This is a genomic window from Nonomuraea spiralis, assembly GCF_014648435.1.
Taxonomy (GTDB): Bacteria; Actinomycetota; Actinomycetes; order Streptosporangiales; family Streptosporangiaceae; genus Nonomuraea; species Nonomuraea spiralis.
The window spans coordinates 576696-590949 of sequence record NZ_BMRC01000002.1; the positions used below are offsets into that span (position 1 = coordinate 576696).

Consider the following 14254-nt stretch of genomic DNA (forward strand, 5'->3'; position numbering starts at 1 on the left):
TAGCTGACAGGGGTCCCCGCGCCGTTTCGTGGTGGCGCGGGGACCTCCCGAGTTCGAAGGAGGCCGGCCGGTGGGACCAGGAGACCGCCTGGTGACGGACGCCGTACGACGTTGCGGCCCGTGGCCCGCCGTGCTCGCGGTCACCGCGGTCGCCGGCGCGGCCGGTGAGCTGGCCGTCCCGTACCTCGTCGGCCGTACGCTCGACCTGCTCCTCGACCGCTCGCCCGGCGCCGCCTCCGCCCTGACGCTGTGCGCGGGCGTGCTCGCCGTGGTGGTGCTCTGCGAGAGCCTCGGCGGCTGGGCCAAGGGGGCGAGCAGCGCGTACGCGGCCGCCCGGCTGCGGCTCGGCGTGCTGCGGCACGTGCTCGGCGTGGGCCGGGCCGCCACCCGCCGTTTCCCCGAGGGCGACCTCGTCACCCGGGCCGGGCTGAACGCCGAGGAGGCCGGACGGGCCCCCGAGACGGTGACCGGCGCGCTGGCCCTGCTGGTGCCGACCGTCGGCGCCCTGATCGCGCTGACCCTCATCCATCCTCTGCTGACCCTCACGCTGGGGGTCGGCATCGTCCTGATCGTGTTCGTCCTGCGGGCCTTCCTGCGCGCCACGACCGTCATCTCCGGCGGCTACCAGGAGGTCCAGGGCGAGATCGCGGCCCGCCTCGTGGACGCCCTCGACGGCGCCCGGACCATCGCCGCGGCCGGGACCGCGGGCCAGGAGGCGCGGCGCGTACTGGCGCCCCTGCCCCGCCTGCGCGCGCACGGCATGGCCCTGTGGCGGGCGAACGCCACCGCCGGCGTCCAGTCGGGGCTGGTGATCCCGCTGGTGGAGGTGGCCGTGCTGGCCGCCGGCGGGCTCATGCTGGCCGCCGGGCGGCTCTCCGTCGGCGACCTGTACGCCGCCGCCCGCTACGCCGCGCTCGGCGCCGCGCTCAGCACCTCGCTCGGCCACATCGGGGGCCTGGCCAGGGCGAGGGCCGCCGCCGCCCGCGTCGCCGACGTGCTCACCCTGCCCCCGGTCCGCCACGGCACGCGCGCACTCCCGCCCGGCCCCGGCACGGTCGAGTTCCGCGACGTCGCCGTGGACGGGCTCACCGTGGGCGACCTGACGATCCCCGGCGGCACGGTCACCGCCGTGGTGGGCCGGTCGGGCTCCGGCAAGTCCCTGCTGGCCGCCCTCGCCGGCCGCCTGGCCGACCCCGGGCGCGGCGACGTGCTGCTCGACGGCGTCCCGTTACGGGAGCTGACCCACGCCGGCCTGCGTCGCGCCATCGGCTACGCCTTCGAACGCCCGGTCCTGGTCGGCGACACCGTCGGCGAGGCGATCGCCGCCGTCCCCGGCTCCCAGACGGTACGGGAGGCCGCCACGGCGGCCCGCGCCGACGCCTTCGTCCGCCGCCTGCCGGACGGGTACGACACGCCGCTGGACGAGACCCCGATGTCCGGCGGCGAACGCCAGCGGCTCGGCCTGGCCAGGGCGTTCGCGCAGGGGGAACGGCTGCTCGTGCTCGACGACGCCACCTCCAGCCTGGACACCGTCACCGAACGCGAGGTGAGCCGGGCCCTCACCGGCGACCCGAGGGGCCGTACCCGCCTGATCGCCGCCCACCGCCTGGCCACCGCCGCCCGCGCCGACCAGGTCGTGTGGCTGGAGGAGGGCCGGGTACGCGGCACGGGCCCCCACGACGTCCTCTGGCGCGATCCCGACTACCGGGCCGTCTTCCAGGAGGGGCGCTCATGACCACGTCCGCGTCCGGCGGCCCGGCCGGGTTCCGGCGCGCGCTCGTCCGCGACCCGAGGCGGCTGGTCGCGATTTTGCTCTGGTCGGTGCTGGAGGCCGCGCCCGCGTTCCTCGTCGGGCACGCCGTCGCCCGCGCCATCGAGGACGGCTTCGCCCGCGCGCGGCCGCTGACCGGGCTGGCCTGGCTGGCGGCGCTCGGGCTGGCGTGGCTGGTCTCCGCCGTCGGCGCCCGCCAGGTGGTGCTGGCCGTGGCCGCCGTGGCCGAGCCGTTCCGCGACGACCTGCTGACGCGGGTGGTGGAGGGAGCGCTCCGCCGCCCGCTCGCCGAGCGGCCGGACAGCGCGGCCACGGCACGGGCGGGCCTCCAGGTCGAGCTGGCCAGGGACGCCTTCGCCGCGGTCGTCACGACGGTCAGGGGATTCGCGTTCACGCTGGTCAGCGTGGTGCTGGGGCTGCTGACGCTGGCGCCGGGGACGCTCGTGCTGGTCCTGCCGCCGTTCGCGGCCGGGCTGGCGTTCTTCCTGGCCTCGCTGCCCGCGCTGGCCCGGCGGCAGCGGGCGTTCCTGCTGGCCGACGAGGAGCTGGCCCGGTCCATGACCGCCACGGCCGCCGGGCTGCGCGACATCGAGGCGTGCGGCCTGGCCGAGCGCGAGGACGCGCGGCTGGCCCGACGGGTGGGCGCGCAGCGCGACGCCGCCCGCGCCTTGGCCAGGGTCACCGCGGTACGTACCGCCGCGCTCGCCGTCGGCGGCTGGCTGCCCGTCGTGCTGCTGCTGGCCGGCACCCCGTGGTTGCTCGACGGCGGCGCCGGGCCCGGCGTGATCGTCGGCGCGCTCGCCTACGTCACCCAGTCGCTCGCCCCCGCGCTCGGCGGACTCGTCCAGGGCCTCGGGGTGAGCGGCGTGCGACTGGTGGCCACGCTGCGCCGCATCGCCGCCGCCGCGCCGCCCCCACCGCCGTCCCCGCCCGCGATCCGGCCGTCCGGCGCGGACCTCACGCTGCGGTCGGTCACCTTCTCCTACGGCCCGCACTCGGCGCCCGTCCTGGACCGCCTCGACCTCACCGTCCCCGAGGGCGACCACCTGGCCGTCGTCGGGCCGAGCGGCGCGGGCAAGTCCACGCTCGCCGCGCTGCTCAGCGGCATCCTGCGGCCCGGCGAGGGCGAGGCGCTGATCGGCGGCGTCCCCGCCGACCGGGCCGATCCCGCCGCCCGCGTGCTGATCCCCCAGGAGGCGTACGTCTTCCGCGGCACGCTGCGCGACAACCTCGCCTACCTCGTGCCCGAGGCCACCGGCCTGGACGCCGCCGTGGCCGCCCTGGGCGCCGCCGGCCTGGTCGAGAGCCTGGGCGGTTACGACGCCGTGCTCGACCCGGCGGCGCTGTCGGCCGGGCAGCGCCAGCTCCTCGCGCTCGTCCGCGCCCACCTGACCCCGGCCCCGCTGCTCATCCTGGACGAGGCCACCTGCCACCTCGACCCAGCCGCCGAGGCCCTGGCCGAGAACGCCCTCGCCGCCAGGCACGGCACGCTCATCGTGGTCGCGCACCGCCTCACCTCCGCGCTGCGCGCCCGCCGCGTCCTGCTCATGGACGGTCCCCGGATCACCATCGGCACGCACGACGAGCTGATCCGGGTCTCGCCCCTGTACGCCGACCTGGCCGGCCACTGGCAACCGGAGCCCGTGTCATGACATCTGAAGATCCGTACCCGCCCGCCGAACGTCAGCCCGTCACCGACCACCGCCACGGGCACGAGATCCCCGACCCGTACCGCTGGCTGGAGGACCCGCTCGACCCGCGTACCGAGGAGTGGCTGGCCGGGCAGGACCGGCTCTGGCAGGCCGCCGCCGCGCGGCTGCCGGACCGGGAACGCCTCCTGGCCAGGCTCACCGAGCTGAGCGTCACCGGCCTGGTCACCCCGCCCGTGTGGCGCGGCGGCCGGCGCTTCCACCTGCGGCAGTCCGGCTGCCAGGAACACCCGGTCCTCTACTGCGACGACCGGCCCTTCCTGAACCCGGCCGACCGCGACCCGACCGGCCTGACCACGCTGGACGACTGGCAGCCGGACCCGGCGGGCCGCCTGGTCGCGTACCAGATCTCGCGCAGCGGCGACGAGAAGGCCGACCTGTACGTCGAGGAGGTCGACACCGGCAAGCTCGTGGACGGCCCGATCGGCGGCTGCCGCTACTCGCCGGTCGCCTGGCTGCCCGGCGGCGAGGGCTTCTACTACGTGCGCTTCCACGAGGGCGTGCACCTGCACCGGCTCGGCGTGCCCGAGGACGTGCCCGTCCTGGCCGGGGGACCGGTCTCGTACGGGGTGCAGATCAGCGCGGACGGCCGCTGGCTGACGATCTCCGCGGGCGGCACGGGCGGCAACTCGCTCTGGGTGGCCGACCTGGCCGGCGGGGACCCGGCCAGGCCGCGGCTGCGGACCGTACAGGAGGGGGCGCACGTGCGCACGGCGGGGGCGGTGGGCTGCGACGGCCGCCTGTACCTGCTCACCGACCGCAACGCCCCACGGCGCCGCCTGTGCGTCGCCGACCCGGCCGAGCCCGAGGTGTGGCGCGAGCTGGTCCCCGAGGACCCCCGGGCGGTGCTGGGCGCGTTCACCCTGCTGGACGGCGACCGGCTGCTCGTCTCCAGGACCCGCCACGCGGTCGGCGAGATCGCCGTGCACCACGCCAGGACGGGGGAGCGGCTGGGCGAGGTGCCGCTGCCCGGCAGCGGCTCGATCGCCTCGCTCACCTCCCGCCCCGAGGGCGGCCACGAGGCGTGGTTCACCTACACCGACGCCGTCACCCCCGCCGAGATCTGGCGCTACGACGCCCGCACCGGCGCCACCAGCCGCTGGGCGGCCCCTCCCGACCGCCTGACGCTGCCCGACGTCAAGAGCCACCACGTCGAGTACACCTCGGCCGACGGCACCCGGGTGCGCATGGTCGTGGTCGCGCTCGCCTCCGGCTCCGGCCCCCGCCCGGCGATCCTCAGCGGGTACGGCGGCTTCGGCATCCCCCTCATGCCCGGCTACGCGGCCGACTCGCTGGCCTGGGTGGAGTCGGGCGGCGTGCTGGCCATCGCGAACCTGCGGGGCGGCGGCGAGGAAGGCGAGTCCTGGCACCGCGACGGCATGCTGGAACGCAAGCAGAACGTCTTCGACGACTTCGTGGCGGCGGCCGAGAAACTGGTCGCCGACGGCTGGACGACCCCGCGCCAGCTCGGCATCTGGGGCGAGTCGAACGGCGGCCTGCTCGTGGGCGCGGCCATCACCCAGCGCCCCGACCTGTTCGCCGCCGCCGTGTGCTCGGCCGGGCTCCTGGACATGGCCCGCTTCCACCGCAGCGGCCTCGGCCCGTCCTGGACCGGCGAGTACGGCGACCCCGAGGACCCCGACCACCTGGCCTGGCTGCTGGACTACTCGCCCTACCACCACGTCCGCCAGGGCGCCGGCTACCCGGCGACCCTGTTCACGGTCTCGGCCGCCGACACCCGGGTCGACCCGATGCACGCCCGCAAGATGTGCGCGGCCATGCAGTGGGCCCAGCAGCAGCCCCAGCAGCAGGCCCGGCAGCAGGCCCGGCAGGGCTGCGAGGGCTCCCGGCCGGTCCTGCTGCGCCACGAGCGCGACGTCGGCCACGGTGCCCGCGCCGTCAGCCGTTCGATCGCGCTCGCCGCCGACATCCTGGCCTTCCTCGCCGCCCACACCCGTCCTTGACCGGTGGGGTGCGGGCGGGAGGGTCAGATCCAGCCGGACTCGCGGGCGATGCGGATGGCGTCGATGCGGCTGCGGGCGCCCAGCTTGGCCGTGGTCCGGCACAGGTAGTTCCGGACCGTTCCCTCGGCCAGGAACAGCGACGCGGCGATCTCCCCGATCGAGGCACCGTCGGCCGCCGCGCCGATCACGTCCAGCTCGCGGGGGGTGAGCGGCGGGTCCTCCGGCCGCATGGCCGCGATGGCCAGCTCAGAGTCGATGACGCGCTCGCCGTCGGCGACCCTGCGGATCGCGTCGGCCAGCCGCTCGGGGGGCGCGTCCTTGGCCATGAACCCTCGTACGTGCACCTCCAGGGCCCGCTTCAGCAGGCCGGGGGTGCCGACACCGGTCAGGATCAGCACGCCGCACCCGGGCAGCTTGTCGTGCAGCTCCCCGGCGGCGGCCAGGCCGTCCATGCCCGGCAGCGCGATGTCGAGCACCGCGACGTCCGGACGGCACGACTGTGCCACGGGCAGGATGCGGTCGCCCCGCTCCACCTCGGCGACGACCTCGATGTCCTCCTCGTAGGCCAGCAGCGCCACGAGCGCCCCTCGTACCAGGTTCATGTCCTCAGCGAGCAACGTTCGAATCACCATGGGGTCCTTGCGGTCGACCAGGCTTGCAACGTCTGCGGGCGCCTCAATCCTGACGTATTGCCAGCAGTGTGGAAAGTACCTCTCTGTGTGGGGCAAACTGCCGTACGCATTTTCGGGGAACGGTCATGGCCATGAAGCCTCGAGTGGAGCCCTGTGTGCTGCCGGCCCGCGACCGGGAGCTGGCCATCCTGCGCACCGCCTTCCACAACGGCAGCGCGTACGAGTGGGTCCACCACGCCCGCATCGCCCGCGAGGTGGGCCTGACCGACGTGGAGATCGACTCGATCCGCCGGATCGACGCCCTCTGGCCGGTCGAGGACCGCCTGGTGTTACAGGTGTCCGACGACCTCTACTACGCGGGCGACCTCACCGACGCCACCTGGGCGGCGCTCCCGGCTCACGCGCCCGGACGCGGCACGATCATCGTCACGCCGGGGACCGAGCCGATCGAGGCCAGCGCCTTGCCTGCGTCGGCCAGGCCGATCGTCCGGGTGACGAGCTGGTCGGGACGCAGGATCCCGGCCCTGATCAGCTCCAGCATGGGCGGGTAGGAGTGGGCGGCCATGCCGTGGCTGCCGAGCAGCCGCAGCTCGTGGCCGATCACGCGGTCCATCGGCACCGGCGTCGGCCCGCCCGGCAGCAGGCCGATCTGGACGTGCCGCCCCCGCCTGCGCAGGCTCTCGACGGAGGCCGCGCACGTGCGGGGGCTGCCGAGCGCGTCGAGCGAGACGTGCGCGCCGCCCCTGGTCAGCTCCCTGACCTGGGCCGCCGCGTCGCCAGCCGAGCCGTTGACGAAGTGGGTGGCCCCGGCCAGCTCGGCCAGGTGCAGCGCGTCGGTGCTGATGTCCACGGCCACCACCCGCGCCCCGGCCGCCGAGGCGATCATGACGGCCGACAGCCCGACGCCGCCGCAGCCGTGGACCGCCACCCACTCGCCCGGACGCACCTCGCCCACCTGGACGACCGCGCGGAACGCGGTGGCGAACCGGCAGCCCAGCCCGGCGGCGGTGACGTAGGACATCTCCTCGGGGATCGGGATCAGGTTGACGTCGGCGTGGTCGACGGCGACGTACTCGGCGAAGGAGCCCCAGTGGGTGAAGCCCGGCTGGGTCTGGCGCTCGCACACCTGCTGGTCGCCGCCGGCGCAGGCCGCGCAGGAGCCGCAGGCGCAGATGAACGGCACGGTCACCCGCGCGCCCGGCAGCCACCCGCGCACGTCGGGGCCGACGGCCTCGACCACCCCGGCCAGCTCGTGGCCGGGCACGTGGGGCAGGACCCTGATGTCGGGGTCGTGCCCCTGCCAGCCGTGCCAGTCGGAGCGGCACAACCCGGTCGCCTCGACCCTGATCACCGCCCCGCCGGGCGAAGGGGTGGGATCGGGCAGCTCGCGCAGGTCGAGCTCCCCGCCGAAGATGTCAAAGGCAACCGCTCGCATCTCATGAGCTTAGAGTGAGTCGCCGCAGGTCGCGCAAGGCCCGGTGGGAGGGCGAGCCGGGTTCGGTGGTGTAGAGCACCAGCCGCAGGTCGTCGCGGTCGGGCACCCGGAGCACCTGGCAGATGGTGTCGATCGTGCCGACGACCGGGTGGGTGACCCGCTTGCGCTGCTCCCTGCGCACCTCCACCTCGTGCCGGGCCCACAGCTCGGCGAACTCGGGGCTGAGCGCCAGCAGCTCCGCCACCAGCGCCTGGAGCGGCCGGTCGTCGGGGTAGCGCCCGGCGGCCACTCGCAGGTCGGCGACCGAGGCGCGGGCGAAGCGGCCCTTCTCCTCGTCGGAGAGGTGCTCGGCGATGCCGGGCGACATGAACACCCAGCGGATCACGTTGCGCTGGTCGGGCGGCAGGGAGTCCAGGTCGCCCATGAGCAGGTTGGCGAGCGGGTTCCAGGCGCGCAGGTCGTAGCGGGCGTCCATGACGTAGGCGGGGACGTCCTCCAGGAAGGCGAGCAGGTGCAGGATGCCCGCGGGCACGTCCTCTCTGATCCGGGGCGTCTCCAGGACCTGTCCGGCCAGGCGGAACAGGTGGGCCCGCTCGTCCTGGTCCAGCATGAGCGCCCGGCCGAGCGCGCCGAGCACCTGCCGCGACGGGTGCGGGCCCCTGCCCTGCTCCAGCCGGATGTAGTAGTCGATCGACATGCCGGCGAGCTGGGCCACCTCCTGCCGGCGCAGCCCCGGGGTACGGCGCCGCCCGCCGCCGGGCAGGCCGACGTCGGACGGGGTGACGCGGGCGCGCCTGCTGCGCAGGAACTCGGCCAGTTCGTCGCGGTTCATGCCTCCATCCTCCGTCCTGAGCGGAGATGAGGTGGCCCGCGAAGGTGGTACCGCCGATCCCAGCCTCGCCAGGTCTCTCCCGCGCCCCCTCCCGCCAGGGCGAACGTTGGGTCATGACGACGACTGCCCTCATCACGGGCGCCAACAAGGGAATCGGTTACGAGATCGCGCGGCTGCTGGCCGAGCGGGGGATCACCGCGATCGTGGGAGCGCGCGACGAGGAGCGCGGGCGGGCCGCCGCCGCCCGGCTGGGCCTGCCGTACGTGCGGATCGACGTGACCGACGAGGAGAGCGTGGCCGCCGCCGCCAAGTGGATCGAGACCGAGCACGGCTCGCTGGACATCCTCGTCAACAACGCCGGCGTCGCCGGGTCCATGACCGCCGGCGTCCCCAGCGCCGCGACCGCGCGGCAGTTCAGGGACGTCTACGAGACGAACGTGTTCGGCGTGGTCACCGTGACCAACGCCATGCTGCCGCTGCTGCGCAGGTCGCCGGCGGGCCGGATCGTGAACCTGTCCAGCGAGCTGGGCTCGATCAGCCTGGCGCTCACGCAGGACAGCCCGTTCTGGGAGCTGAACTTCGCCGCCTACAACTCCTCCAAGACCGCGCTCAACATGATCACCGTCTGCTACGCCAAGGAGCTGATGGACACCCCCGTCAAGGTGAACGCCGCCAACCCCGGCTACTGCGCCACCGACCTCAACGGGCACACCGGCTTCCGTACGGCCGAGCAGGGTGCGGCCGTCGCCGTACGGCTGGCCACCCTGGACGCCGACGGCCCGACCGGCGCCTATCTGGAGGACGCCGGGCCGATCGGCTGGTGAGGTGTCAACCCCTGCGTACTGGACAGAAGGGGGCGATGGGACGAGATCTGGATAAGGAACGGTTCTCCGAGGCGGAGTACGCGCGCTTCGGAGAACGTATCCGCGAGCAGCTCGGCACGCTCCGCGAGCTCCTCGACACCCCCGGCTTCGGCCAGGGCCCGGCCACGATCGGGGCCGAACTGGAGCTGTTCCTCGTGGACGGGCAAGGACGGCCCCTGCCGCGCAACGACGAGGTGCGGGACGCGCTCGGCGACCCGCGCGTCGTGCTCGAACTGGGCCGCTTCAACATAGAGGTCAACCTCACCCCGCTGCCCCTGGCGGGCGCCCCCTTCGAGCGGATGGGGGCCGAGATCCAGGAGACGGTGACCAAGGTGGACGCCGCCGTCGAGGGCGGCGGCGCGCTGCCCATCGGCATCCTGCCCACGCTGGACGCCGAGGACTTCACCATCGGCGCCTTGAGCGACCAGAACCGCTACCGGGCCATGAGCAGGGGCATCAGGCGGCTGCGGCTGGAACCGTTCCTCGTCAAGATCGAGGATCTGGAGCTGGCCGTGGAGGACGTGATCCTGGAGAGCGCCAACACCTCCTGGCAGGTGCACATCCGCACACCGCCCGACCGTTTCGCCCGGCTGTTCAACGCCGCCCAGCTCGCCATCGGGCCGGTGCTGGCCGCGTGCGGCAACTCGCCGTTCTTCCTGGGCAGGGACCTGTGGGCGGAGACGCGGATCGCGCTGATGGAGGAGGCGGCCGACGACCGCGACGTGGAACGGCGCGGGCGCAGGGACGGGCGGGTCACGTTCGGCTCGGACTGGGTGCGGGAGGGCGCGCACGAGCTGTTCGAGCGGTACGTACGGGACTACGAGCCGATCGTGCCCGACCTGACCGACGACGCCGAGCCGCACGAGGTGCCCGAGCTGCGGCTGCACCAGGGCACGATCTGGCAGTGGAACCGGCCCGTCTACGACCCGGCGGACGGCGGCCACCTGCGGGTGGAGATGCGCGCGCTGCCGGCCGGGCCCTCCTGCGCCGACATGACCGCGAACACCGCGTTCCTGCTGGGGCTGACGCTCTCGCAGGCCGAGCGGGACCTGACCGGCTACCGGTTCGCCGAGGCGTACCAGAACTTCTACCGCGCCGCCCAGGACGGCCTGGAGGCCAAGCTGGCCTGGCCGGGGCTGGACGGCGAGTTCGAGGCCGCCGACCTGGTGCTCAGGCTGCTGCCCGAGGCGCGGGCCGCGCTGCTGGCGGCCGGGGTGACCCCGCACGACGCCGACACCGCGCTCGACGTCATCGCCCAGCGCACCCGGCTGCGCCGCACCGGCGCGGTGTGGCAGCGCGAGGCCCTGGCCCGCTTCGGCGGCGACCGGGACCGGCTCGTGCGCCGCTACCGTGAGCTGGCCCTGTCGGGGTTGCCGGTGCATCTGTGGGACTGAACGCCCGAGCCTGTGGGACCGAACACCCGCATCTGTGGGACCGAACGCCTGAGTCTGTGGGGCTGAACGGCAACAAATGCCGCCGCACGTCCGTCAAACTACTCCGAGAGACGGACGGAGTGAGGCAGATATGGCGGCGACGGGGATGGTTCCGGCCGACAAGGCGGCCTACGCGTTAACACGAGCGACGGGGACCCTGGCCGAGGGAGCGGCGAAGCTGGCCGAGGAGATCGGCGCGACCGGGGTGGAGGCCCTGCTGGCCCACGCCAACAGGACCGCCGTCCACAAGGGCGCCACGGCCGCGCTCGGCTCGATGCAGCCCAGGCCCTCGGAGTGGTACGCCTTCGACGGCAAGGACCAGGACACCACCGACTGGTACCCGCAGGGCCTGACCTGCGGCGAGGAGTCGGGCAACATCGGCGTGCCGGTGCTGCTGGTGAGCTGGTACTTCAAGCCGGAGGCGGGCGAGCGGGGGATCCGGGTCTCCTTCCTCAGCCCCCGCACGCTCAGGTACCAGCACGCGCTGCTGGTCGAGGCCAGGCCCGACGGGTCGTACGGGCCGATCGACATCCACGCGGGCGGCATCGCCTGCCACGGCGACCTGCTCTACGTCGCCGACACCGTCAGGGGCCTGCGCGTCTTCGACCTGGGCAAGCTGCTCGACCTGCGCACCGCCCAGAACGACCTGGGCGACCCGGCCCGCGTCGGCCGGTCCGGCGGCCGATTCCACGCCTTCGGCTACCGCTACCTGCTGCCGCAGACCGACTGCTGGAAGGTCGTGCGCAGTGGCCCGCACTTCTCGTTCCTGTCGGTCGACCGCAGCGGCGGCACGCCCGCGCTGGTCTCGGGCGAGTACCGGCAGGACGACCCCGGCGGGTGGGTCGCCCGCTGGAACCTGCCGCTGACCGACGGCACGCCCAAGGACGCGTTCGTGATGGGACAGGCCAAGATCCAGGGGGCGGTCTCGTGGGGCGGCAAGTGGTACCTGAGCCAGGCGGCCGACGGCAACACCAACGGCAGGCTGCTCGTCCACAGCGGTGACAAGATGCTGACCAGGTCCTACCCGATCGGTCCCGAGGACCTGACGGTGCGCGGCGGCAAGTTGTGGAGCGTCACCGAGTTCCGGAACAAGCGCATCATCTTCGCCGTCGCGCTCTGACGCGCGGGGCTCACGCCTCCATGTGGCGGCGCAGCACCTCGCGGTAGCGGCGGTCGAAGTCGTCGTAGCGGGCGCGCAGGGCCGACCCGGGCCAGCCGGCGGGCAGCAGGTCGGCGGGCAGCAGCGGGTCGGCCAGCAGGTGGCGCAGCACGGCGGCCGAGACGAGGAAGCCCTCGGCCAGCCCGTCGGCCCGGTCGAGCGCGCCCTCCAGCCGGTGCGCCTCGGCGGCCCAGCCGTCGAGGTCCCACAGCAGCGGGGTGGGGTCGCCGTGCGGGCGGCCGTCGATCAGCGTGCACTGCGCGGTGACGGTCTCGGGCCAGGCGCGCACCAGGTTCGCCGGGCGCAGCCAGGTGCCCTCGCGCAGCTCGGCCATGCGCAGCGCGGACATCGCGTGGCGGAGGGCGGCCCGGTCGGCCGGGGCACGCCGCTCGGCGGTCACCACGGCCACCTCCCACGTGCCGTCCCACGGCCTGGTGTGCGGGTCGCGGCTCTCGTCCTGGCGGGCCTGGCGCTCGACCAGCCGCGCGGACAGCGTGTAGCGGCCGTCGTGCTGCGTCAGGTCGCCGGCGGCCACCATGCGCGACAGCGCCACCCGGACCGTGCCTTCGGCGATGCCGAACAGCGCGCCGATGCGCACCAGGTGGCGGGCCGGCAGGCGCGGCGGATGGCTGCCCAGCAGTGCGCTCAGGACCGCCGACCGGGCGCTCAGTGTGGTGTTACGCTCTTCCATCGCGTGTTGATTATATGTAACACTCGCGAGTATGGGCCGGTATCTCATCGAACCTTTCGACCACAGCGACCGCTACGCCACCGAGCGTTACCAGGGGGCGGCCGGGCGCAACTGGTGGACCTGCGACCCCACGCTGCGCCTGCTCATGCGGCGCCACCTCGGCGAGGGCTACGCCTGGGCCGAGCCCCGCCTGGAACGGCTCGGCGCGCTCATGGGCGGCCTGGTCGCCGAGTGCGCCGAGGAGACCGACCGCAACCCGCCCCGCCTGGAGAAGTACGACAAGTGGGGCAGGGACGTCAGCCGCGTCGTCATGCCGCCGTCGTTCCTGACCGCGCGGGCGGCGCTCATGGAGGACAACTTCACCTCGCCGTCGTTCGCCGAGGAGGCCCGGTCGAACGGGGCCGACCCGTCCGCGCTGGCGGCCGCCTGGACGTACCTGCTCGATCAGGCCGACATCGGGATGGGCTGCGCGCTCGGCACCGGCGGGGACATGGTGGTCTCGCTGGCCGAGAAGCACGCGCCGCCGGACGTACGCGACCGGGTGCGGGAGATCTTCGCCGACGGGTTCTACTCGGGCGAGGCCGCTCAGATGTTCACCGAACGCACCGGCGGGTCCGACCTGGCCGCCCTGGAGGCGACGGCCGAGCCCGACGGCGAGGCGTGGCGGCTGACCGGGTTCAAGTGGTTCGCCTCCAACGCCAACGGGTCGGCGTTCGTGGTGCTCGCGCGGACGCCCGACGGGGCGGTGGCGCCGTTCCTGGCGTTGTGGGAGCGGCGCGACGGCTCGCGCAACGCGGTGCGCATCCGGCGGCTGAAGGACAAACTGGGCACCCGCTCGGTAGCGTCGGCCGAGGTCGAGTTCACCGGCGCGGAGGCGTTCCTGCTGGCCGGCCAGGGCTCCGGCTCCGGGCTCGGCACGATGATGAAGCTCACCAACGCCTCCCGCCTGGGCGTGGCCATGATGGGCGTCGGCGTGGCCAGGCGGGCCCTGGTCGAGTCGATCTGCTACGCGCGTTCCCGCGAGGCGTTCGGCCGCCCGCTCATCGAGCAGCCGCTGATGCGCCGCAAGCTCGCCGAGCTGATCGTCGAGGTCGAGGCCGCCCAGGTCATGGTCTTCGACGGCCTGGCCGGGCGCCGGTTGCGGCTCGGCCCCGCGCTGATCAAGCTGCGTACCGCCCGGCTCGGCGTGACGGCGGCCAGCGACGCGGTCGAGGTCCACGGCGGCAACGGCTACATCGAGCAGTGGCCGGTGGCCCGGCTGCTGCGCGACGCCCAGGTCAACCCGATCTGGGAGGGCGGCGACAACATCCTGTGCCTGGACGTACGCCGGGCCATGGTCCGCGAGCACGCCCACGAGCCGTTCCTGGACCGGGTCGAGGAGGCCGTCGCGGCGGCTCCCGAGGGCGACGCGGCGACCGCCGACCTCGTACGCGCGCGTGCCGACGACCTCCGCAAGGCGATCACCGCCTGGTCGGCGCTCGACCCGGCGACGGCCGAGGCCCGCCTGTACCCGCTGGCCCAGTTCATGGCCGACGTCTACGGCGCGGCGCTGCTGCTGGAGCAGGCCGGCTGGGAACAGCGGGCGGGCTTCGGCGACCGCAAGGCGCTGGTGGCCCGCCTGTACGCCGAGGAGCACCTGGGCGACCACGGCCCGCTGCGCGGCCTCGACCGCCCGGCCGAGGCGCTCGACCGCTTCGACGAACTGGCCGGGGGAGCCCTCGACTAGGCCGTGACAGGGGTACGCTCGGCAGGTTTCCCCGAGGCG

The 14254-nt window shown here is 74.2% G+C and carries 11 protein-coding genes and 1 pseudogene; 8 read left to right on the forward strand and 4 right to left on the reverse strand.

The genetic code is table 11. The annotated features are described in order from the left end of the window. Nucleotides 1-70 precede the first annotated feature (70 nt). From IEZ27_RS06550 to IEZ27_RS06560, 3 genes are read left to right on the forward strand one after another with little or no spacing between them, the layout of a single operon-like run. On the forward strand, nucleotides 71-1735 hold the full coding sequence (locus IEZ27_RS06550; protein WP_189646365.1) for an ABC transporter ATP-binding protein: 1665 nt from the start codon (nucleotides 71-73) through the stop codon (nucleotides 1733-1735). Beyond that, entirely contained in the window at nucleotides 1732-3423 is a 1692-nt protein-coding gene (locus IEZ27_RS06555) for an ATP-binding cassette domain-containing protein (RefSeq protein WP_189646366.1), read from the forward strand. Before IEZ27_RS06550 ends, IEZ27_RS06555 begins: the two co-directional genes overlap by 4 nt. Continuing rightward, complete coding sequence (locus IEZ27_RS06560; RefSeq protein ID WP_189646367.1) at nucleotides 3420-5444, forward strand: prolyl oligopeptidase family serine peptidase; 2025 nt, start codon at nucleotides 3420-3422, stop codon at nucleotides 5442-5444. Before IEZ27_RS06555 ends, IEZ27_RS06560 begins: the two co-directional genes overlap by 4 nt. Nucleotides 5445-5467: 23 nt before the next feature. On the opposite strand, the gene IEZ27_RS06565 is transcribed toward IEZ27_RS06560, so the two are convergent. Continuing rightward, nucleotides 5468-6073, reverse strand: a complete 606-nt coding sequence (locus tag IEZ27_RS06565; RefSeq protein WP_189646522.1) for a response regulator transcription factor — start codon at nucleotides 6071-6073, stop codon at nucleotides 5468-5470. A gap of 134 nt (nucleotides 6074-6207) precedes the next feature. Between IEZ27_RS06565 and IEZ27_RS53705 the strand changes: the two are divergent. After that, a pseudogene (locus tag IEZ27_RS53705) lies at nucleotides 6208-6366 on the forward strand (carboxymuconolactone decarboxylase family protein); the annotation flags it as partial. A gap of 107 nt (nucleotides 6367-6473) precedes the next feature. Here the strand turns inward: IEZ27_RS53705 and IEZ27_RS06575 are convergent. Continuing rightward, nucleotides 6474-7511 carry a zinc-dependent alcohol dehydrogenase family protein gene (locus IEZ27_RS06575; RefSeq protein WP_189646368.1) on the reverse strand — a complete coding sequence of 346 codons (1038 nt, stop codon included), beginning with the start codon at nucleotides 7509-7511 and terminating at the stop codon, nucleotides 6474-6476. Between the two features lies 1 nt (nucleotide 7512). Further along, a complete protein-coding gene (locus IEZ27_RS06580; protein ID WP_189646369.1) occupies nucleotides 7513-8343 on the reverse strand; it encodes a helix-turn-helix transcriptional regulator in 831 nt (276 codons plus the stop codon). Nucleotides 8344-8456: 113 nt separating this feature from the next. On the opposite strand from IEZ27_RS06580, the gene IEZ27_RS06585 reads away from it, so the two are divergent. The 3 genes from IEZ27_RS06585 (at nucleotide 8457) to IEZ27_RS06595 (ending at nucleotide 11759) form a co-directional block, all read left to right on the forward strand. Further along, the gene (locus tag IEZ27_RS06585; RefSeq protein WP_189646370.1) at nucleotides 8457-9167 is read left to right on the forward strand and encodes an SDR family oxidoreductase; all 711 of its coding nucleotides are present in this window, start codon (nucleotides 8457-8459) and stop codon (nucleotides 9165-9167) included. Nucleotides 9168-9202: 35 nt separating this feature from the next. Next, entirely contained in the window at nucleotides 9203-10600 is a 1398-nt protein-coding gene (locus IEZ27_RS06590) for a glutamate--cysteine ligase (RefSeq protein WP_189646371.1), read from the forward strand. 130 nt (nucleotides 10601-10730) lie between these two features. Then, nucleotides 10731-11759: a hypothetical protein gene (locus tag IEZ27_RS06595; protein WP_189646372.1), complete on the forward strand. Its 1029-nt coding sequence runs from the start codon at nucleotides 10731-10733 to the stop codon at nucleotides 11757-11759. A 10-nt stretch (nucleotides 11760-11769) separates the two neighbouring features. On the opposite strand, the gene IEZ27_RS06600 is transcribed toward IEZ27_RS06595, so the two are convergent. Continuing rightward, nucleotides 11770-12489, reverse strand: a complete 720-nt coding sequence (locus tag IEZ27_RS06600; RefSeq protein WP_189646373.1) for a PaaX family transcriptional regulator C-terminal domain-containing protein — start codon at nucleotides 12487-12489, stop codon at nucleotides 11770-11772. A 31-nt stretch (nucleotides 12490-12520) separates the two neighbouring features. On the opposite strand from IEZ27_RS06600, the gene IEZ27_RS06605 reads away from it, so the two are divergent. Beyond that, a complete protein-coding gene (locus IEZ27_RS06605; protein WP_189646374.1) occupies nucleotides 12521-14215 on the forward strand; it encodes an acyl-CoA dehydrogenase family protein in 1695 nt (564 codons plus the stop codon). Nucleotides 14216-14254: the final 39 nt, after the last annotated feature.

What these genes read in the sequence shown, in the direction of transcription:
- IEZ27_RS06555 (WP_189646366.1), top strand. Translation starts at nt 1,732, where the DNA reads ATGACCACGTCCGCGTCCGGCGGCCCGGCCGGGTTCCGGCGCGCGCTC.
- IEZ27_RS06560 (WP_189646367.1), top strand. Translation starts at nt 3,420, where the DNA reads ATGACATCTGAAGATCCGTACCCGCCCGCCGAACGTCAGCCCGTCACC.
- IEZ27_RS06575 (WP_189646368.1), bottom strand. Translation starts at nt 7,511, where the DNA reads ATGCGAGCGGTTGCCTTTGACATCTTCGGCGGGGAGCTCGACCTGCGC.
- IEZ27_RS06580 (WP_189646369.1), bottom strand. Translation starts at nt 8,343, where the DNA reads ATGAACCGCGACGAACTGGCCGAGTTCCTGCGCAGCAGGCGCGCCCGC.
- IEZ27_RS06585 (WP_189646370.1), top strand. Translation starts at nt 8,457, where the DNA reads ATGACGACGACTGCCCTCATCACGGGCGCCAACAAGGGAATCGGTTAC.
- IEZ27_RS06590 (WP_189646371.1), top strand. Translation starts at nt 9,203, where the DNA reads ATGGGACGAGATCTGGATAAGGAACGGTTCTCCGAGGCGGAGTACGCG.
- IEZ27_RS06595 (WP_189646372.1), top strand. Translation starts at nt 10,731, where the DNA reads ATGGCGGCGACGGGGATGGTTCCGGCCGACAAGGCGGCCTACGCGTTA.
- IEZ27_RS06600 (WP_189646373.1), bottom strand. Translation starts at nt 12,489, where the DNA reads ATGGAAGAGCGTAACACCACACTGAGCGCCCGGTCGGCGGTCCTGAGC.
- IEZ27_RS06605 (WP_189646374.1), top strand. Translation starts at nt 12,521, where the DNA reads ATGGGCCGGTATCTCATCGAACCTTTCGACCACAGCGACCGCTACGCC.